Origin of the sequence: Tenacibaculum sp. Mcav3-52 (assembly GCF_022347665.1) — a bacterium.
GTDB lineage: Bacteria > Bacteroidota > Bacteroidia > Flavobacteriales > Flavobacteriaceae > Polaribacter > Polaribacter mesophilus.
The window spans coordinates 88024-109187 of sequence record NZ_JAKRGE010000006.1 but is presented as its reverse complement, the minus strand read 5'-3'; the positions used below and the strand labels follow the sequence as shown (position 1 = coordinate 109187).

At 31.0% G+C, this 21164-nt stretch carries 19 protein-coding genes; 7 read left to right on the top strand and 12 right to left on the bottom strand.

Annotated features, from left to right (window positions below):
* Nucleotides 1-34 precede the first annotated feature (34 nt).
* A complete protein-coding gene (locus tag MHM83_RS14370) occupies nucleotides 35-1291 on the bottom strand; it encodes an exo-beta-N-acetylmuramidase NamZ family protein (RefSeq protein WP_239180507.1) in 1257 nt (418 codons plus the stop codon).
* Nucleotides 1292-1426: 135 nt separating this feature from the next.
* Between MHM83_RS14370 and MHM83_RS14365 the strand changes: the two genes are divergently transcribed.
* Together MHM83_RS14365 and MHM83_RS14360 are read left to right on the top strand one after the other, a co-directional pair.
* Nucleotides 1427-2662 carry an ABC transporter permease gene (locus MHM83_RS14365; RefSeq protein WP_159490911.1) on the top strand — a complete coding sequence of 412 codons (1236 nt, stop codon included), beginning with the start codon at nucleotides 1427-1429 and terminating at the stop codon, nucleotides 2660-2662.
* Between the two features lie 22 nt (nucleotides 2663-2684).
* Nucleotides 2685-4043, top strand: a complete 1359-nt coding sequence (locus MHM83_RS14360) for a pyridoxal-phosphate dependent enzyme (RefSeq protein WP_073182975.1) — start codon at nucleotides 2685-2687, stop codon at nucleotides 4041-4043.
* 240 nt (nucleotides 4044-4283) lie between these two features.
* Here MHM83_RS14360 and lipA read toward each other — a convergent pair whose 3' ends face one another.
* From lipA to MHM83_RS14330, 6 genes are all read right to left on the bottom strand, one after another.
* Nucleotides 4284-5153, bottom strand: a complete 870-nt coding sequence (lipA, locus tag MHM83_RS14355) for a lipoyl synthase (RefSeq protein WP_047789490.1) — start codon at nucleotides 5151-5153, stop codon at nucleotides 4284-4286.
* 38 nt (nucleotides 5154-5191) lie between these two features.
* Nucleotides 5192-6421, bottom strand: a complete 1230-nt coding sequence (locus MHM83_RS14350; RefSeq protein ID WP_073182973.1) for an Nramp family divalent metal transporter — start codon at nucleotides 6419-6421, stop codon at nucleotides 5192-5194.
* 169 nt (nucleotides 6422-6590) lie between these two features.
* Nucleotides 6591-7154 carry an RNA polymerase sigma factor gene (locus MHM83_RS14345; RefSeq protein ID WP_082118657.1) on the bottom strand — a complete coding sequence of 188 codons (564 nt, stop codon included), beginning with the start codon at nucleotides 7152-7154 and terminating at the stop codon, nucleotides 6591-6593.
* A gap of 236 nt (nucleotides 7155-7390) precedes the next feature.
* Nucleotides 7391-7597, bottom strand: coding sequence for a membrane or secreted protein (locus tag MHM83_RS14340; RefSeq protein WP_073182971.1), 207 nt, complete (start codon nucleotides 7595-7597; stop codon nucleotides 7391-7393).
* Nucleotides 7598-7711: 114 nt separating this feature from the next.
* Complete coding sequence (gene murB / locus MHM83_RS14335; protein WP_073182968.1) at nucleotides 7712-8722, bottom strand: UDP-N-acetylmuramate dehydrogenase; 1011 nt, start codon at nucleotides 8720-8722, stop codon at nucleotides 7712-7714.
* Nucleotides 8723-9913, bottom strand: coding sequence for a pyridoxal phosphate-dependent aminotransferase (locus tag MHM83_RS14330; protein WP_239180505.1), 1191 nt, complete (start codon nucleotides 9911-9913; stop codon nucleotides 8723-8725). It lies immediately after the preceding gene.
* Between the two features lie 158 nt (nucleotides 9914-10071).
* Between MHM83_RS14330 and MHM83_RS14325 the strand changes: the two genes are divergently transcribed.
* Nucleotides 10072-11412, top strand: a complete 1341-nt coding sequence (locus MHM83_RS14325) for an aspartyl protease family protein (RefSeq protein WP_239180503.1) — start codon at nucleotides 10072-10074, stop codon at nucleotides 11410-11412.
* A gap of 46 nt (nucleotides 11413-11458) precedes the next feature.
* Here the strand turns inward: MHM83_RS14325 and MHM83_RS14320 are convergent, their stop codons facing one another.
* Nucleotides 11459-11863, bottom strand: a complete 405-nt coding sequence (locus tag MHM83_RS14320) for a DUF1573 domain-containing protein (RefSeq protein ID WP_047789497.1) — start codon at nucleotides 11861-11863, stop codon at nucleotides 11459-11461.
* Nucleotides 11864-12050: 187 nt separating this feature from the next.
* On the opposite strand from MHM83_RS14320, the gene MHM83_RS14315 reads away from it, so the two are divergent.
* Nucleotides 12051-14690: a valine--tRNA ligase gene (locus MHM83_RS14315; RefSeq protein WP_239180502.1), complete on the top strand. Its 2640-nt coding sequence runs from the start codon at nucleotides 12051-12053 to the stop codon at nucleotides 14688-14690.
* A gap of 70 nt (nucleotides 14691-14760) precedes the next feature.
* Here MHM83_RS14315 and MHM83_RS14310 read toward each other — a convergent pair whose 3' ends face one another.
* Genes MHM83_RS14310 through MHM83_RS14295 form a run of 4 tightly spaced genes read right to left on the bottom strand, consistent with a single transcriptional unit; the run spans nucleotide 14761 to nucleotide 17655 of the window.
* Nucleotides 14761-15489 (bottom strand): head GIN domain-containing protein, encoded by a 729-nt coding sequence (locus tag MHM83_RS14310; protein ID WP_239180500.1) that lies wholly within the window; start codon nucleotides 15487-15489, stop codon nucleotides 14761-14763.
* 22 nt (nucleotides 15490-15511) lie between these two features.
* The gene (locus MHM83_RS14305; RefSeq protein ID WP_239180498.1) at nucleotides 15512-16582 is read right to left on the bottom strand and encodes a hypothetical protein; all 1071 of its coding nucleotides are present in this window, start codon (nucleotides 16580-16582) and stop codon (nucleotides 15512-15514) included.
* The gene (locus MHM83_RS14300) at nucleotides 16569-17099 is read right to left on the bottom strand and encodes a hypothetical protein (protein WP_239180496.1); all 531 of its coding nucleotides are present in this window, start codon (nucleotides 17097-17099) and stop codon (nucleotides 16569-16571) included. Before MHM83_RS14300 ends, MHM83_RS14305 begins: the two co-directional genes overlap by 14 nt.
* On the bottom strand, nucleotides 17089-17655 hold the full coding sequence (locus MHM83_RS14295; protein ID WP_239180494.1) for an RNA polymerase sigma factor: 567 nt from the start codon (nucleotides 17653-17655) through the stop codon (nucleotides 17089-17091). Before MHM83_RS14295 ends, MHM83_RS14300 begins: the two co-directional genes overlap by 11 nt.
* 199 nt (nucleotides 17656-17854) lie before the next feature.
* On the opposite strand from MHM83_RS14295, the gene MHM83_RS14290 reads away from it, so the two are divergent.
* From MHM83_RS14290 to MHM83_RS14280, 3 genes are read left to right on the top strand one after another with little or no spacing between them, the layout of a single operon-like run.
* Nucleotides 17855-18712 (top strand): hydroxymethylglutaryl-CoA lyase, encoded by an 858-nt coding sequence (locus MHM83_RS14290; protein ID WP_159490927.1) that lies wholly within the window; start codon nucleotides 17855-17857, stop codon nucleotides 18710-18712.
* Between the two features lie 4 nt (nucleotides 18713-18716).
* On the top strand, nucleotides 18717-19523 hold the full coding sequence (locus MHM83_RS14285) for a hypothetical protein (RefSeq protein ID WP_047789503.1): 807 nt from the start codon (nucleotides 18717-18719) through the stop codon (nucleotides 19521-19523).
* A gap of 37 nt (nucleotides 19524-19560) precedes the next feature.
* The gene (locus MHM83_RS14280) at nucleotides 19561-21120 is read left to right on the top strand and encodes a bifunctional metallophosphatase/5'-nucleotidase (protein ID WP_239180492.1); all 1560 of its coding nucleotides are present in this window, start codon (nucleotides 19561-19563) and stop codon (nucleotides 21118-21120) included.
* Nucleotides 21121-21164 lie beyond the last annotated feature (44 nt).

The window sequence follows — 21164 nt, the reverse complement described above, 5'->3', positions numbered from 1 at the left end:
CAAAGTTTATTAATGTTCAACTAAGCTTAGTCAATTACTCATACAACAAATACAACTCACGTATCTTTTTAAAGTCGTTTAAACCTTGTTGCCAACTTGCTTTGATTTCTTCTTCAGAAAGTCCTTGTTCAATTTGTTCTTGTAGTTTCTTAGTACCAGCTAGTTTGGTGAAAAAAGCATTGAAAAACTCTTTTTTGGGAGACTGCTTATAGGCTTTCACTAACCAACTAAGGTTTAGGTTAACTAAACGTTCAGAAGTGCTTAAATCTTCTCCAAAACACATTTTTTCTTTATGTTTTGGATGTTTTGCACCTTCATTGGGTTGTGGTGTAAAACTAAAATCAGTTTTTTCTAAATGTGGTGAACCATAAATTTGAAATTGTTTATCTGTTCCTCTTCCAGCAGATACATTGGTTCCTTCAAAAAAACATAAACTAGGGTATAAGTTTATTGAAACATCGTTCGGTAAATTAGGCGATGGTTTTATCGGTAAACTATATGTTGATTGATGTGTGTAATTTTCTAGCGGAATTACGGTTAAGTTACACTGAATACCATTTGCTAACCACTTTTCACCATTAATCATTTTACCGTATTCACCAATTGTCATTCCGTAAACTACAGGAACAGGGTGCATGCCTACAAAACTTTTGTGTTCAGGTTCTAAAATAAGTCCGTCAATATAATGTCCGTTTGGGTTTGGTCTATCTAATAAAATTACAGGAATATTAGCCTCGGCACAAGCTTCCATCACATAATGTAACGTAGAGATATAGGTGTAAAAACGTGCGCCTACATCTTGAATATCAAAAATAACAACATCGATTCCATTCAATTGTTCAGGCGAAGGTTTTTTGTTTTTTCCGTACAACGAAATAATTGGAATCCCTGTTTTTACATCTTTTCCATCAGCTATGGCTTCACCAGCATCAGCTTTTCCTCTAAAACCATGCTCAGGAGCAAATACTTTTTGAACGTTAATTCTATCGTAATTATGTAAATAATCTACTAAGTGATGTTGTACCATTTCAGACCCCATAATGTTGGGGGCAACTTCAGCTCGTTGTAACACTTGCAATACGGAAGTTTGATTTGCAACTATGGCAATATTTTTATTCTTTAAAAGAGGAAGGTAAGCTGTAGTTCTATCAGCACCCGTTTTAATTGTTTTTGGCTGTTCTTGTATTGGCTCTTCTTTAGTAGTTGATTTTTTTTGTTGTTGTGCACAAGAAGAAAATTGAAAACTGAATACTAAAAAAAGTAAAAAAACGTAATTAAAAGTAAGCTTCATCTATAAAAAATTAAAACATAAAGGTACAGATTTCTATTTTTTAAGAATAATAAAAGTTAAAGAATTAAAACCTAGGTATTCTTCTCTTTCTTTACATAAGAATTAGTTACTTTTGGTTTGTAAAAAAGAAAACATTTGAACTTCGAATTATTTATAGCAAAACGAATCATTGCTGGAAAACAGTATAAAAGCAGTATTTCATCACCAATTATTACCATTGCAACCATTGCCATTGCTCTTGGTGTAGCTATTATGTTAATTGCAGTGTCGATTACCTCTGGGTTTCAGAATAAGGTGCGCGATAAAATGACAGGCTTTAAAGGGCATATTCAAATTGTAAATTACGATAATAACAATTCAGATGTTTCAACAGTACCGATTGATATTAACCAAGAGTTTTATCCAGAGTTTAAAAATATTGACGGCATAAAAAAAGTGCAACCTTTTGCTAATGTTGGAGGGATAATTAGAACTCCTACTGATTTTGAAGGAATTATTTTTAAAGGAGTTTCGGCTGATTACGATTTTACTTTTTTTAATGAGTGTTTAGTTGAGGGTCGTTTACCAGATTTTACCCAAGATAGAAACCGAGAAATTCTAATTTCTCAATCTATTGCAAACCGATTGCATTTTAAACTAAACGATACCATTCAAACATGGTTTGGAGCAGAAAACAGTAGTTTGAAATTTAAATCAAGAAAGCCAATTATTGTGGGAATATACAATACAGGTTTTGAACAGTTTGATAAGATTATGTTGTTGGGAGACTTAAGAGAGGTTCAAAAAATTAATCGTTGGAAAGACAATGAAATAGGAGGCTTTGAAGTGTTGATTGATGATTATGATATGCTTAAAGAAAAAGGAGATGAAGTGTATACAAGTATTGGAGCAACCTTAAATAGTATTACCATTGTAAATAATTATCCTGCTATTTTTGAGTGGTTAAAACTATTAGATAATAACGTATGGTTTATTATTGGAATCATGGTGTTGGTTGCTGGAATAAACATGGTAACAGCATTGTTGGTTCTTATTCTAGAACGTGTACAAATGGTTGGAATTTTAAAAGCATTGGGAAGTGTAAATTGGAGTATCCGAAAAATATTTTTATACAATGCTTCTTACTTAATTTTAAAAGGATTGTTCTGGGGAAACCTTATTGGGCTTAGTATACTTTTAATTCAAAAATATACGAAGTTAATAAGTCTAGATCCTGAAACTTATTATGTATCAACAATGCCTGTAGATATTAATTTCTTGGCAATTTTATTGTTAAACATAGGTACGCTAATACTTTGCTTTTTAATGTTGATAGTACCTTCATATATCATTACAAAAATTCGCCCTTCAAAATCCATTCGATTTGCTTAGTTTTGCATAACATTAATAAGATATGAAGTACGCAAAAAATATATTAGAAACTATTGGTAACACACCTTTAGTTCAATTAAACTCAGTAACAAAAGAAGTAGATGCTTTAGTATTAGCTAAAGTAGAAACGTTTAATCCAGGAAACTCTGTAAAAGACCGTATGGCACTTAAAATGATAGAAGATGCTGAAGCAGATGGTCGTTTAAAGCCAGGAGGTACCATTATAGAAGGTACTTCAGGAAATACAGGAATGGGATTAGCATTAGCAGCTATTGTAAAAGGGTACAAATGTATTTTTGTAATTTCAGATAAGCAATCAAAAGAAAAAATGGATATTCTGCGTGCTGTAGGAGCAGAGGTAGTTGTTTGCCCTACGAATGTAGAACCAGATGATCCTCGTTCATATTATTCTGTATCTAAGCGTTTAGGGGAGGAAACTCCAAACTCTTGGTATGTGAATCAATATGATAATCCGTCAAACGCACAAGCACATTATGAACAAACAGGACCAGAAATTTGGGAACAGACCGATGGTAAAATCACACATTTTGTTGTTGGAGTAGGAACAGGAGGAACGGTTTCAGGGACTGCTAAGTTTTTAAAAGAAAAGAATCCAAATATTAAAATTTGGGGAGTAGATACATACGGTTCCGTATTTAAAAAATATCACGAAACTGGTATCTTTGATGAAAATGAAATCTATCCATATATTACGGAAGGAATTGGGGAAGATATTTTACCTAAAAATGTTGATTTTTCTTTAATTGATGGATTTACAAAAGTAACTGACAAAGATGCTGCTATTTACACACGCAAAATAGCTAAGGAAGAAGGGATTTTTGTAGGGAATTCAGCAGGTTCAGCTATTAAAGGATTATTACAGTTAAAAGACGAGTTTAAACCTGATGATGTAGTGGTAGTGTTGTTTCACGATCATGGAAGCCGTTATGTAGGAAAAATGTTTAATGACGATTGGATGCGTGATAGAGGATTCTTAGATGAAGAAATTACTACAGCTGAAGATTTAATTAAAGATCATATAGATAAACCATTAGTAACTGTTCAAACAGAAGAATTAGTATCGCATGCTATCGAAAGAATGCGTGCATTTAAAATATCACAGATTCCTGTAAGAGATGTAAATGGGTTTGTAGGTTCAGTAGATGAATCAGCATTATTATATAGTTATTTAGAAGATAAAAATATAGCAGAAAAGCCTATTAAAGATGTAATGGGAAGAACATATCCTACAGTTAAAAAATCAGCTTCTATTGATGAGGTATCTAAGTTAATTAACAAAGAAAATCAAGCAGTTTTAGTTGATTTAGAAAATGGAAAACACCACATCATTACAAAATATGATATAATTAGAGCTATTTAAAATTAGCATCTCTAAAGAGAATAAAAACAGGAAGCCCACTCAATTTGAGCGGGCTTCTTTGTTAATCAACTAATTCAAATAATTTACACAATGAAAACAATGTTACTTGCTTACGGTATTGTTGTTTCCAATATCTGTGCCAAAATTATAAATAAAAAGCGGTACTTTATTTAATTTTTAATTATTTGACATTTTTTTAACGTTAAACCGTTAAAAAGTTAAGGATATTTTAATTTAAGGTTAGCTAGCGTGTTTGTGTGCTTTATACGATGAACGTACTAAGGCACCACTTTCTACATACATAAAGCCCATTTCTAACCCTAATGTTTCGTATTTTTTGAATTGTTCTGGTGTTATAAATTCCTTAACAGGTAAGTGTTTTTTACTAGGTTGTAAATATTGACCGATAGTAATAACATCCAATCCAACATTACGTAAGTCTTTCATGGTTTGTATTACTTCATCTTCTGTTTCGCCTAAACCAAGCATAATTCCAGATTTAGTACGCATTCCGTTTTCTTTTAGGTATTTTAAAACCCCCAAGCTACGATCATATTTTGCTTGAATACGAACTTCACGAGTTAAGCGACGTACCGTTTCCATATTGTGAGAAACAACTTCAGGAGCTACTTCAATAATACGGTCTATTAATTTTTCGTTTCCTTGAAAATCAGGAATAAGAGTTTCTAAAGTAGTATTCGGATTAGCTCTACGAATAGCCTGTACTGTTTCAGACCAAATAATAGAACCTCCATCTTTTAAATCATCACGGTCAACAGAGGTAATTACCGCATGTTTAATATTCATTAATTTAATAGAACGAGCTACTTTTTCAGGTTCATCCCATTCAACGGTGTCTGGACGTCCAGTTTTAACACCACAAAACCCACATGAACGTGTACAGATGTTACCTAAAATCATAAAGGTAGCAGTACCTTCTCCCCAACATTCACCCATGTTTGGACAGCTTCCACTGGTACAAATAGTGTTTAATTTATATTTATCAACAAGTCCTCTTAGTTCCGTGTATTTTTTTCCTACAGGTAATTTTACACGTAACCATTTTGGTTTTTTCGTTCTTTCTGGTGTTGCTACAGTTTCGTTTGCCATTCCATAAAAATTGAACTGCAAATTTACGAAGAAAAGATTTATAAACTAAGTAAAAACCAAATACTAAATCCGAACAAAAAAACAATACCTATAAGACTCAAAATGCGTAAACCAATATTTGGTCTGTACTTTTTTGGCGTATGCTTACCAGTAATTAAGATATAGTTGAGAATAGCATAAAACGGAGCTGTTAAAAAAGATAAAACTGTGGCTATTCGTACAAGAAATACCATATCACTTAAAAAACAATATAAAATAACAGAGGTTCCAAGCGTTAACAGTAGTAACCAAAACCAGTAGCCTAATTTTATTGTTCTTGTTGTTCTCGGAAAAAGTAAAAAAGAAGATTTTTCCATAGCTCTTGGTGAAGCATCTAATGTTGTAATGGTAGTACTAAACATAGTTGTAAAAGCTGCAATACCAATAAATACAGAAGAAAATTCTCCTAAGTTTTTTGTGTATAAATTGATTAGTTGAGAAGCAAAAATAGTTCCTTTACTAGAGAATGATTCTCCTGATTGATGCATAACTAAAGCACCTAACATAACGAAACAAACTCCTAAAAATAAGGCTCCAATATAGCCAACATTAAAATCAAAAATGGCTTGTTTAGGCTTTATTTTTACAAAAGTAGTTTTGTCTTTTTCTACCGACCATAAAGAATGCCAAATAGAAATATCCAACGGAGCGGGCATCCATCCTAAGAAAGCAATTAAAAAGGTTACTTGAGCTGTTCCGCTAGGTATTATTTGTTGAAAGCTAAAACCCTTGTCAGTTTTAAATAGGGCAATGTTTACGGCTATTATAGTGCTAATGGTTAAAATAGCAATAATATACTTCATTAAGTTATCTAAAAATTTGTATTTCCCTATGCCTAGTAAAACAATACTAATGAACATAATTAATACAGACCACGCTACTAAATCAAGTGAAATACCAAAAATATTAGAAGCTAAACTGGCTGTAACAATAGTTACTGCAGCTTGAATGGTAAACATAGTTGCAATATTTAATATGAAATAGCTGATTAAAACTCCTTTACCAAGTTTTTTATAACCATCTAAAAGCGTTTCGCCTGTTGCTGTAGCATATCGAGGGCCAAATTGAAAAAAAGGATATTTGATAATGTGTACTAGGAGTAAAGCCCATAGTAAACCAAAGCCAAAATCGGCACCAGCTCTAGTTGATTGTACTAAATGGGAAACACCTATGGCAGCACCAGCAAATAATAGTCCAGGGCCTAATAGGTTTAAGAGAGATTTTTTCATGAAAAAGAGAGCTTAAAAGTTTAAATAGTCACCATCTTTTAACTTTTCAAACAAAGTTTTCAGATGCTTTTTTTCTTCTCTTTTTGGTTGAAATTCTTTTTTATGTAGATATTTTCTTATTGCATTAAACTGTAAAATCATAAAGTTTTGATTTTTATGGTTTTGCAATTTATGATTTCTTTATTATTTCAGCTAATAATTTTTTTGCACGTAATAATTTTACTTTTACATTATTTATCGGTTCCCCAATTTGCTCAGAAATTTCTTTATAACTTAATTCTTGAAAATACCGAAGGTTGATGACATCTTGATATTTTGGTTTTAATTTTTTAATGTCTTTTAGAAGTTTCGCTAAGTTTTGTTCAGTAATAATTTTGTCTTCAGGAGAAGGAGCGTCATCAACAACAGCATACACTTCTTTTTCTTGTTCTTCAGTTGTTTGTGTATATATGGTAGATTTTTTCTTCCGAAGAGAATCGATGTATACGTTTTTTGAAATTGTAATTAACCAAGTTTTGAATTGATAGTTTTCATCAAAAGTTTCAATTCTATCAAAGGCCTTAGAAAAAGTCTGAATAGTAATATCTTCAGCATCATTATCATTTTTGGTTTTTTTCAGCTGAAAAGCATACACGCTCCCCCAGAAAGTATCTAATAAATAATTAAAAGATATTTGATTTCCTTTTTTAGCTTGTTGAATGTGGTGAAATACTTTTTCTTGATTTATGTCCAATGCTTGGGTTTCAAAATTTGATTTGATATAAATATACTAATTTATAGCGATATTCGGTAAATACCAAGTATACCAGCTATAAAAAACTAAGTAACTCTAGTTATGGAAGAGTAATATCTTGAACGATATAACATCTAAACATAGATTTTTTTACTTCCTTTTGCAAAATAGTAGCTGCTGTAAGAGAGAAGGGTAAAGTGATAAATTCTAAAAAAGATTAGTTAATTGGTACTTGTTTAATAATTATGTTGAGGTTCACTACAAGTATCAAACTGGTCTGGAGTTTTACCACAAAATCCACAAGCTTCACCACTCTCATTTAACATCGGGTTTTGGCTAGCACAAGTACCAGCAAACTCTCCGTCTTTTTTTGCCCAAATTTTAATGGCAATTCCAGCAAATGCTAACGCTAATAATCCTATGGTAACAAAAATTAATTTCATGATGTATTGTTTTGTACTGCAAAGATACGAACTTCATATTTTTTTGTATGAAATTAAATAAATTTATACTAATGAAATTGAAGTATGGCTAAAATGTTAGAATTAATTGTAATTTTATAAAATAATGTTTACCTCTATTTCTAGGTTAATATTAAACTTTTCTTTGATAGTGTGTTGAATATTTTGTGCCAATTCATAAATTTCATTTCCCTTTGCATTTCCGTAATTTACTAAGACTAAGGCTTGCTTTTCGTGGACTCCATAGTCGCCAAAACGCTTTCCTTTAAATCCACTTTGTTCAATTAACCAACCAGCTGGTACTTTAATTTCAGTATCAGAAATAACATAACTAGGAGTATTAGGATACTTTTTCTGAAGTTTTTCAAAATGTTCTCTTGAAATTACTGGATTTTTAAAGAAACTACCACTGTTTCCTATTTCTTTTGGATCGGGTAATTTTGATTGACGTATGGCGATTACAGCATCAGAAATATCTTTTATAGTTGGATTTGTAATATCTTTTGAAGCTAACTCAGACTCAATAGCTCCGTAGGAAGTATTAAGTTTGTGATTGTTTTTAGTGAGTTGAAAACTTACTGAAGTTAACACATATTTCCCTTTGGCTTCGTTTTTAAATATGGAATTACGGTATCCAAACTGACATTCTTCCGCAGAAAAAGAAACTAATTTTCCTGTTTTTATTTCAACAGCTTCTACTTTTGTGATAGTATCTTTTACTTCAACACCGTAAGCACCAATATTTTGGATAGGACAAGTACCTACATTTCCAGGGATTAGAGATAAGTTTTCCAATCCACCATAGTTTTGAGAAACGCACCACAACACAAATTCATGCCAGTTTTCACCAGCATTTACAGTTATGTAGATGTCATTATTATTTTCTCTATCAATAGAAATTCCTTTAATATCAATATGTACAACTAGGTTTTCAATATCTTTGGTAAGTAACATGTTACTACCACCAGAAATTAAAAAAAGATTTTTTTCCTCTTTTAAAAGCTGTTGTAGTTGATATACAGAAGTAATAGAAACAAAACGTTTGGCATTTACATCAATGCCAAACGTGTTGTACTCTTTTAAAGATATGTTTTCTTGAATATTCAATTAACTATTATATTTTTCTAAGGCGATTTTTAATATCTCAACTGAACGTTTTAAATCGGCTTTGTTTAAAACATAGGCAATACGCACCTGATTTTTTCCTTCACCTTCGGTAGAATAGAATCCACTTGCAGGAGCTACCATTACCGTTTCATTATTATCGCTGAATTTTTCTAAAATCCATTGAGCAAAGTCATCAGTATCTTTAACTGGTAATTCAGCAACACAGTAAAAAGCACCTTTAGGATTGGCAACTTTTACACCTTCAATTTTTTGTAACTCAGAAATTAAGGTATTTCTACGATCTTCATATTCTTCTATAACTTCATCAAAATAACTTTGAGGAGTATCTAAAGCAGCTTCACTGGCAATTAAGGCATAGGTTGGTGGGCTTAGACGTGCTTGAGCAAATTTAATAGCTGTTCCAATAAAATCTTCGTTTTTAGAAACAATACAACCAATTCTTGCACCACACATACTGTAACGTTTCGATACAGAATCAATCATAATAGCATTTTGTTCTAATCCTTCTAAAGCCATTACCGAGTTATGCTTTTCACCATCATAGGTAAACTCACGATATACTTCATCAGCAATTAAAAACAAATCATGTTTTAATACAATTTGTTTTAGTTTTTCAATTTCTTCTTTGCTGTATAAATATCCAGTTGGATTCCCAGGGTTACAAATTAAAATTGCTTTAGTTTTTGGAGTAATTAACTTCTCAAAATCTTCAATAGCAGGTAAAGCAAAGTTATTTTCAATTTTAGAAATAACAGGAACTACTTTTACACCTGAAGCTGTAGAGAAACCATTATAGTTAGCATAAAAAGGTTCAGGTATAATGATTTCATCTCCTGGATCGGTAATACTACCAATAGTAAATAATAAAGCCTCTGAACCTCCTGTAGTAGCTATGATATTATTAGCCGTTACATGGATATCATTTTTAGCATAATAATTAGCTAGTTTGGTTCTGTATTCTTCTGAACCTTCAGATCTAGCATATGATAATACTTCAATACTATTGTTTTTTACTGCGTCTAAAGCAACTTGTGGTGTTTTAATATCAGGTTGACCAATATTTAAATGATAAACTTTTGTTCCATTTTTTTTAGCAGCCTCAGCAAAAGGAACCAATTTACGAATTGGTGATTGAGGCATTGCGTTTCCTTTACTAGAAATTGATGGCATTTTTAAATTAAATTAGTTGTTTGAAAGGCAAATTTGCAAAATATATTTGAGAGTATTAGAATGTTTACGATGAAAAAATCGGTTAAAAAAATCATAAAAACCAGAATTTCTAAAATGAAGGTTGTATATTTAAGTATATAACTATAAAATAAGTTCTTTTGAATAGATTATTACTATACTTTTTTATACTTTTTTTAAGTACTTCAGCTTTTACTCAACAAAACTTTCAGTTTTTAGGTAAAGAGATTGATAAACAATCGATAAAGTTTCAGTTAATTAACAATTTAGTCGTTATTCCATTGGAAATTAATGGACACAAACTATCATTTATTTTGGATACAGGGGTAAATAAGACAATTTTATTTAATCTAACTTCTAAAGATAGTATTGGTTTAAATAATGTAAAAAAAGTGTTTATAAGGGGGTTAGGGAGTGGAGCTCCAGTAGAAGCATTATTTTCTAGAGGTAATAATTTTAGAATTAAAAACATAGCTAGTTCTAATCAAGGGTTATATGTTATTTTGAAAGATACTTTTGATATTTCTGCTAAAATGGGAACAACCATTCACGGTATTATAGGGTATGATTTATTAAAAGATGTTATAGTCAAAATTAATTATGCTAGCAAGAGGATTGATTTTTACAACCCTAAAACTTATAAACTGAATGTATGTAATAGATGTGAAAGTTTTCCTTTACAATTTTATAGAAATAAACCTTACATAGATGTAAATGTGCAAGTTGATACTTTGAAAACAACAATGTTACCAGTAAAATTATTAATTGATACAGGAGGTAGTGACGCAGTTTGGTTGTTTGAGGGAACAAAAAAAGAGTTGAAAACACCTAAGAAGTTTTTTAAGGATATAATAGGAGAGGGGTTTAGTGGTACTATCTATGGAAATAGAAGTAGGCTTCAGAAAATTTCTATAGGAAAGTTTAAAATAAGTGAACCAACAGTATCTTTTTTAGATTCTTCATCAACCTTTAATGCCAGACAATTTAAAGAAAGGAATGGTAGTATTGGCGGAGGAATTTTAAAACGTTTTAAGGTATGGCTTGATTACCCGAATAAAAGAGTAATACTGAAAAAGAACGCTTCATTAAATAGAGGCTTTTATTATAATATGAGTGGTCTACATATAATATATGATGGGCAAGAGTTAATAAAAGAAAAAGGAGCGATTAAGTTTGAAGATGCTTATGGTTCAAATAATCAAACACAAAAAAGTAATGTAATTTCTTTAGTAAGTACATATTTTTATCGTTTTAAGCCTAAGTATAAAATAGATAAAGTAGTAGAAAATTCACCAGCTTTTAAAGCAGGTCTTCAAATTGGAGATGTAATAAAGAGAATTAATGGAAAGGCAGCACATGAATATCATTTAAATGAGATTATAGATATGTTTCATACAAAACCAGGTAAGAAAATAAATATAGAAGTAGAAAGAGCAGGTGTTAGGCTAAGGTTTATGTTTAAGCTAGAACAAAGAATATAAAAAAAGCTCAACATTTGTTGAGCTTTTTTTTATGTATAATAAGTTTTTAGCTATCGCTTACCGTACTTTTCTCTTTGGCAGGAGTTGCATCCTTTACAATGAATCCTTTAATTTTAACTCTTTTTCTTTTGTTTTTAGCATTTGAAATAACAGTTAAAGTTTTAGAAAAACCACCTAATCTTTTTGTGTCATAAGAAACTTCAATTTGTCCTTTTTTACCAGGCATAATTGGTTCTTCAGGTTTAGTAGGTACTGTACATCCACAAGGAGATACGATATCCTTAATTATAATAGGAGCTTCACCTACGTTTGTAAATTCAAATACGCGTTTTCCTTCAGACCCATAAGCTATTTTTCCATAGTCAATAGTTTCAGTTTCAAATTTAAATTCTTGAGCGCTTACTGTTAAGGTAATAAAGCAAACAGCGATAAATGATAAAATTGTTCTCATAATGTTAAAAATTAATTTTTTAGGGTATTAACCGCTACAAATTTAGTATTATTTCTTTAAGTTCTAAAAAAACAACCTCTAATTTTCTGTACCTCATAGATAGTTGTATTTTTGCTAATCGAATTTCAAAAACAATGCCAAAGGTTAAAAAATGTTAAATTATTAACCATAAAGATACACATAACATATGAATATTCCATCAAAATATAATTCCAAAGAAGTAGAAGGAAAATGGTACGATTACTGGATGAAACACAATTACTTTCATTCAGAAGTAGATGAACGCGAACCCTATACAATTGTTATACCGCCACCAAACGTTACAGGAGTATTACATATGGGGCATATGTTAAACAATACAATTCAAGATGTGTTAATTCGTCGTGCTCGTTTACAAGGAAAAAATGCGTGTTGGGTTCCAGGTACTGACCACGCCTCAATTGCTACTGAAGCAAAAGTAGTAGCGAAATTAAAAGAACAAGGTATTGATAAAAATGATTTAACTCGTGAAGAATTTTTAGCACATGCTTGGGAATGGAAAAATGAGTATGGAGGGATTATTTTAGATCAATTAAAAAAGTTAGGAGCTTCTTGTGATTGGGAACGTACTGCATTTACCATGGATCCTGCATTGTCAGAATCAGTAATTAAGGTATTTGTGGATCTATATAATAAAGGGTTAATTTACCGTGGATATCGTATGGTAAATTGGGATCCAGAAGCAAAAACTACACTTTCTGACGAAGAAGTTATCTACGAAGAACGTCAAGGTAATTTATATTACTTACAGTACGATATAGTAGGTTCTGAAGAAAAAGTAACTATCGCAACTACACGTCCAGAAACTATTCTAGGAGATACAGCTATTTGTATCAACCCAAACGATGAGCGTTTTACGCATTTAAAAGGTAAAAAAGCAATTGTTCCTTTATGTAATAGAGAAATTCCAATTATTGAAGACGAATATGTAGATGTTGAGTTTGGTACAGGGTGTTTAAAAGTAACTCCTGCACACGATGAAAATGATAAAACCTTAGGAGATAAGCATAAGTTAGAAGTAATCGATATTTTTAATGAAGACGCTACCTTAAATTCTTTTGGATTACATTATGAAGGAAAAGACCGTTTTGTTGTTAGAAAGGAAATATCTAAAGAATTAGAGGAGAAAGGTTACTTAATTAAAACAGAAGTTCATACTAATAAAGTTGGGACTTCAGAAAGAACGAAAGCGGTAATTGAACCAAGATTATCGGATCAATGGTTCTTAAAAATGGAAGAGTTGGTAAAGCCAGCTATTGAAGCTGTATTAGGAGAAGATAGAGAAGTTAAGTTATTCCCTAAAAAGTTTGAAAATACATACCGTCACTGGATGGAAAACATCCGTGATTGGAATATTTCTCGTCAGTTATGGTGGGGGCAACAAATTCCTGCTTTCTACTTTGGAGATGGGAAAGAAGACTTTGTAGTAGCTGAAAATATTGAAGATGCAGTAAAACTAGCCCAAGAAAAAACAGGGAATACATCATTAAGTGTTTCTGATTTAAAACAAGATCCAGATGCGTTAGATACTTGGTTCTCTTCTTGGTTATGGCCAATGTCGGTTTTCGATGGAATTCGTAATCCAGAAAATGAAGAAATAAAGTATTACTATCCAACCAATGATTTAGTAACTGGACCAGATATTTTATTTTTCTGGGTGGCACGTATGATTATTGCCGGATATGAATACAAAGATGAACGTCCGTTTGAAAACGTATACCTAACAGGGTTAGTACGTGATAAGCAGCGTAGAAAAATGAGTAAATCCTTAGGGAACTCACCAGATGCTTTAAAGTTAATTGAAGATTTTGGAGCTGACGGAGTTCGTGTAGGGTTATTATTAAGTGCAGCGGCTGGAAACGATTTATTATTTGATGAAGATTTGTGCCAGCAAGGAAAAGGATTTGCTAATAAAATTTGGAACACCTTCCGTTTAATTAAAGGGTGGGGAATAGACGAAAGTTTAGCGCAACCAGAAACGGCTAAAATAGGATTAGCTTGGTATGAGGCTAAGTTTAATAAAGTGTTGTTAGAAATAGAAGATCACTTTAGTAAGTATCGTTTATCAGATGCTTTAATGGCAATTTATAAGTTAATTACTGATGATTTCTCATCATGGTTATTAGAAATTGTTAAACCAGGATACCAACAACCAATCGATGCAAAAACATATAAAGCTGTAATAGAAGTATTAGAGAATAACTTAAAAGTATTGCATCCATTTATGCCTTTCTTAACGGAGGAAATTTGGCAACACATTACAGAAAGAACTCCTGAAGATGCATTGATTATAGCTAAATATCCAACAGTAGGAGAAACAAATGAAGAATTGATAACGAATTTTGAATTTGCTACAGGGGTCGTTTCAGGAATTAGAACAATTAGAAAAAATAAAAATATTTCGTTTAAAGACGCGGTTGAATTGTCTGTTGTAAATAACGAAAAGTTTACAAAAGAGTTTGATGTAGTAATTCAAAAGCTAACAAATGCTTCAGATATAAATTATGTTACCGATAAGGTAGAAGGTGCAGCATCTTTCCGTGTAAAATCAAATGAATATTTTGTTCCAATTTCATTGGATACAATCGATGTAGAAGCAGAAATAACTAAGCTAAATGCAGAGTTAAAAAGAGCTGAAGGTTTCTTAACAGGAATTCAAAAGAAGTTGTCTAATGAGCGATTTGTAAGTAATGCACCAGAGCAAGTAATAGCCCTAGAGCGTAAAAAAGAGTCAGATACGTTAGCAAAGATTGAAACAATTAAAGCTAGTTTAGCTTCTCTACAGTAAGTTAATTGTTTTAAATAAATAAAAAACTCCGCTGTAAACTTACAGCGGACTTTTTATATAGTAAGATACTTTAATTTCTATCAATAACATTTCCAGAGCCTAAAGAAGTCTTATCTATGTCTGAAGGGTTTCCTTTATAATATATACTTCCAGACCCTACTATTGTAGCTTTAATCTTATTGTTAACGGTTACTGATACATCACCAGAGCCAGCAATACTAGCTTTTAAAGAACTTGTTTTTAAATCGTATGCTTTTATATTTCCTGACCCACCAATAGCACATTTTAAGTAGTCACTTTTTCCTTTTAGTTTAATGTTTCCAGAACCGCCAATAGAAGTTTTAACAGTATTAGCGTCTACACTGGCTATAATATTTCCGGAACCTCCTAAACCAAAAGAAATTACATCAGCCTTAATACGTTTTTTTGCAATTATATTTCCTGATCCTCCTAAAGCTACGGCTTCAATTTTTTCAAAAGGAATAGTTACTGTTAGCTTTTTTGTAGCTTTAATATTGGTGTTTTCTTTAAAGTGTATATTTAATTTTCCGTTTTTAACTTCAGTTTCAATATACTTTAAAATATTTTCTTCTCCTTCTAAGGTTACTTTACCTTCGGTTCCGTTAATTAAATAAACATCAAATGAGCCTCCAATGTTTACTTTGTCAAAAGAACCGATTTTTCTAATTTCTGTAGTAACGTTTCCGTTTCCTTTAATTTTTTTTGAATTCCACCAGCTTTGTGCTTGTGTTTGAAAGCTAAAAAAAAGAGATAATAATAAGATTGCTAATTTCTTCATTGTAATATAATTTGTAAGTTGGTTAATCATTTAATTTTAAAGAAACACCTCCGTATTTAGATTTTATGGTAATGGTAGAATTAGAATTTCCTTTACCAAAAGTTCCCTCGTAGTATTTTTTAGATGATTTATTAATGCTTTTAAACATGTTTACATAGTTTTCAGGATATCCAAATCCAGCATAACCTAAATCAACAGTAAAAGTAAAGTTGTTATTACTATTCGTGCCAAGTTTAATTCCAGCATAACTTCCATCAACAACAATACTTTCAAAGCCTTTTTTAATATTTCTAACTCTAACACTACCGTAATCAGTATTAATTTTTAAGTTTTTTCTAATAGCACCTATTTTTATGCTAGCATAATCAGAATTACCATTAATGTTTGAGGCATCATCTATAGAAATACTTCCATAATCACTATTAAAATCAATATCGGTTACAGTACCTATTTTCATGGTAGAATAATCGGCACTTACTTTTAAGTTCTCTGATTTTATAATAGCTAACTTAGAGTAGTCAACACTTAAGTTTCCTGATTTCATAAAGTTAATTTCAGAAGTACCACAATAATCTAAGTTAATGTTATTAGTTCCATTTAATAATTGATCAATTTGTATTTTACCATAATCACAATTAATATTAGACTTACCTTCTAATTTATCTAGCTCAATGTTTCCGTATTTATTATTTAAATCAGCATTGTTGGTGATTGGCATTTTAACAAAGTAGTTAATTTTGTAGTTGGTGTTATTATTACCCCACCAAGACCAGCTTGATTTTGTTTTTTCAATAATGGTTCTGGCTTCTATTAAACTAGGTGTAGCTTCAAATTGAACATCAATTGCTTTTAACTTACGTTCAACGTTAGATAAGTCATTGCCCTTAACGGTTATTTTGATATTAATTTCTATTCTGTTTTCGTTCCAAGTAGCTACATTTATATTACCATATTTATTGTTAATGTATAAGGTTGCGTTTTTGTTAACCGAAAATGTTTTACGTATGTTTTTGCTTTTTTCGTGATTTTTATCATTAGCTACTAAAAGAGTAGGAATTAATAACAGTAGGAAAAGTATTTTATATAATTTCATCTTCTAATATTTCTAATTTTGCGGGGTTTTGTTGTAATTCTAATCGTAAAAGAAGTTTTTCTAATACATCTAATCGTTGTTGATAATTTTGTATCATTTCTCTGATGATTTGATGTTTGTTATCTTTTTTAGATAGTTCTTTTACGAGCGTTTTGTATTGGTCTTCTAGCTCTTCAATTTCATTTAAAGAATCTTCAATAACTATTTCGGTTTCTAAATTCCTATATTGTTCAACTTCCTTTAATTCTTGATTTATAGTTGTAACAAAAAAGTTTTGAGCCTCTGCCATTTTGGGCGAAATATCAGCTAAGTCATAGGTGTTTTTTTGTTGATAACTACCAAGATAAAATCCTAAAAATAATACGATTGAAGCTGCTATGCTCATCCAAAAATAAGATGGTCTTTTAGCTCGTTTTGGCGATTCTAGTTTTCGTTGAAATCGATTTAAATGTCCTTGATGAGGCTCGAAAACATCAAAATCATTTTCTTTAAAAAACTGATGTAGTTTATCCTCCATATACTTGTGTTTTATTAGTATTAGCTGCTAATACTTGTTTTAATTTCTTTTTTGCTCTAGATACTGTTGTTCGCACATTTTCATTGGTGTAATTTAATATCTGAGCGATTTCATCATAATCATAACCTTCAACAAGGTTCAAGGTCAATACAATTCTGTAATTATCCTTTAAACTTTGCAAACAGCTTATAACTCTTTTAACTTCTAAAGAACTATAGTCTATCTCAATATCTTCTACTTCGTAGTTAGGAATCACATCCATTCGTACTTCATCATATCGAGTAACTTTCTTTAATTGGGTTAAACTTTTATTAATCACAATTCTTTTTAACCATGCACCAAAAGTAACCTCACCTTTAAAGCTATCTAACTTCATGAAAGCAGTTAAAAATGCTTCTTGGATTAAATCTTCTGCCTCAAACTCGTCTTTTAAGATACGATATGACGTATTATACATAGCTTTGTAATAGTTTTGATAAACCTGCATCTGAGCAGCATTATCGTTCTTTTTACAGCGTTCGATTAGTTGGTTAATATGTGTATGTTGAGACTCCAATAAAATCATTCTACACTAGAGACAATTTAACTTTAAAATTGTGACAGTTTACATCAATAAAAGTAAAATTTTTTTTATAGTTTTAAATTTTATATTGATATTTTGTTGATAATTAAAGTGTTGTGTGTTTTGTTTTTTGTTAGGGATCGGAAGATTAAGACAAGTGAAAAAATGAATCAAAATATGTATATTTGACACAATGGTGAATAGTGTTAAAATTATTGAATGTCCAAGGGACGCAATGCAAGGAATTAAAAGTCATTTTATTCCTACAGAGGCAAAGGCTAAGTATATTAATTCACTGTTAAAAGTAGGGTTTGACACTATTGATTTTGGAAGTTTTGTATCACCAAAGGCAATTCCGCAAATGAGAGATACAGCTGAAGTTTTATCGATGTTAGATTTATCTACTACTACAAGTAAACTTTTAGCAATTGTAGCAAATGTTCGAGGAGCAAATGATGCTTCACAATTTGAAGAAATAGATTATTTAGGATACCCTTTTTCAATATCAGAAAACTTTCAAATGCGGAACACGCACAAAACAATTGATCAATCTATAGATACCCTAAAAGAGGTATTAGCCATTGCTAATCGAACAAATAAAGAGGTCGTAGCTTATTTGTCAATGGGATTTGGAAATCCGTATGGAGATCCTTGGAGTGTTGAGATAGTTGGAGAATGGACCGAAAAACTTTCGTCGTTTGGTGTTAAAATATTATCTTTGTCAGATACAATTGGAAGCTCAACACCTGAAGATATAGATTATTTATTCTCAAATCTAATACCAAGTTACCCTCAAATAGAATTTGGAGCTCATTTACATACTACACCAGTTAAGTGGCACGAAAAAGTTGATAGTGCATTTAAGGCAGGTTGTCGACGTTTTGATGGAGCTATTAAAGGGTATGGGGGGTGTCCAATGGCTAAAGATGATTTAACAGGTAATATGCCTACGGAGAAATTGTTATCTTACTTTACATCAAATAAAGTAATAACTAATATAAAACCAATGAGTTTTGAAAGTGCATATAATAAAGCCCTAGAAGTTTTTTAAAAAAATGATGAAATTAAATATTGTTTTTCTTTTTTTCTTTATTTCAGCTTTTTCTCAATCTGTTGATAGTGAAAGAATAGGAGTATGGGACGTGAAAGGCAATAAAATAATTAAAAATCATTCTGTAAGTGATGAATTAGCTTCTTATTATTGGAGTGAGTTTAATAGAATTTTTCCAAAAGAGCTCACTCAAAAATATATAAAGCGTATTGTTTTAATGACAGATGGGGTTGATGAAAAAACAGGTGCTTTAGTAGCTTTGAGTTCAAAAAATGATAAATGGCAATTAGAAATTGATATTAGAGATGTAAACTTTGAAACTAAAGATAAAAGAAGATTACACGAGTCTGTTTATACCTTAGTTCATGAGTTTGGACATTTGTTAACACTTAATAGAACTCAAATAAGGCCAACGAATAAAAGAAAGCAAGAAGAAGGAGAGTTATATTTAACTCATGAGGGAGAGGCTTATAAAGATAGTTATATTAACAGGTTTGTTAATATTTTTTGGAAAGGAGCCCTTTTAAACCGTTGGGATGTTATTCAACGAAAATACTGTTATACAGAAGCAAATTGTGTAGAAAAACTATATGATTTATATTTAAATAACAGAACAGAGTTTCTTACAGACTATGCAGCAGAAAGTCCAGAAGAAGACATCGTAGAAAGCTGGACAGCTTTTGTGTTAAGGCCTAAAATAAAGAAGCCTAGAACTATAGCACATAAAAAAATAAATTTCTTTTATCAATTCCCTGAATTGGTAGAATACAGAAAAATGATTAGGCAAAACACACGTCAATATCTTCACTAAATTTGTAAATTTGATTTCTTTATCAAAGTAAAATCAAATGAAACAAGTTAGAATTCTTATAGTATTTCCCATAATCTTTTTGTTTATAGTTAGTTGTAATTTAAATAAAAAAACAGCTAATGCTTCTACAAACAAATATCAGTTTACAAAAGATGCCGATAAAACGTACTTTACAATACTTCAGTTAAATGATGTTTATGAAATAGCGCCAATACAAGGAGATAAATATGGCGGAATGGCACGGGTGGAAACCGTACACCAAGACTTACTTAAAGAAAATGAACAAACAATGTTAGTGTTGGCAGGAGATTTTTTATCACCTTCTTTGCTTGGAACAATGAAGTATAATGGAGAACGAGTAAGAGGAAAACAAATGGTAGAAGTTATGAATGCTATGAATTTTGATTTAGTTGCTTTTGGTAATCATGAATTCGATTTAAGTTACACACACTTACAAGCGAGATTAAACGAGAGTAAATTTGAATGGATTTCTGCTAATGTTTTGCATAACATAGATGGTAAACACTCGTATTTTTATAAAATAATTGATGGAGAAAAACATAGTTTAAAAGATTCTTATATAAAAGAATTTGTAAACCCAGATGGTACAAAATTAAAGGTAGGTTTTATAAGTGTTTGTATACCTTCCAACCCTAAGAGTTATGTATATTATGGAGATATGTACGAAGAAATAAAGCGGGCATATAATGAGATTAAAGATAATGTTGATATAGTTATTGGGTTAACCCATGCTTCGCTAACTCAAGACAAAGAAATAGCAAAAATATTACCTAATGTGCCTTTAATAATGGGTGGACATGAGCATACCAATAGTTACGATAAAGTAGGAGAGGTAGTAATTACCAAAGCAGATGCAAATGCTAAAACGGTCTATATTCATAGATTTGAATATGACCCAGCAACTAAGAAAACTCAATTTAAGTCAGAGTTAAAAGAGATTAACGATTCGATAACTTCAAATAAAAAAGTAAAAGCTGTAGTTGATAAATGGCAGGTTGTTTTACAAAGTAAAATTCAAGAAGTAGTTTCTAATCCTTATGAAGTTATATATACAGCTAAAGAACCTCTTGATGCAAGAGAAAGTACTATTAGAAGTGTTCAAACAAATATGGGTAAGATTATAGCTGAGTCTATGAGTTTAGCATACAATAACGAAGTTGACTGTGCATTAGTAAACGGAGGTTCTGTTAGGATAGATGATGTACTAGCAGGAGATATAAATGCCGTTGATATTTTCAGAGTTTTGCCTTATGGAGGTGAAGTTTTAAAAGTAGAAATCAAAGGAAGTCTATTAAAAGAAGTGTTGGACTTTGGAGAAGCTGCTTCAGGAACAGGAGCCTATTTACAACGATTCAATGCTAAAAAAGAAAAAGGAGAATGGGTGCTTAAAAACGGTAAACTTCAAGAAGATAAAATTTATACAGTTGCTTTTTCAGATTATTTATTAAGAGGTCTTGATATACCTATACTTTCAAATAAAAGTAAAGATGTAATACATATTTATAAACCAAAAAAAGATGAAATGGCTTATGATATCCGTAAAGCCGTTGTAAACCTTTTTGAAAAAAATAAATAGATTAATTTTACTTCATGTGTAACTAAGTAAAATATGTTGAAAAT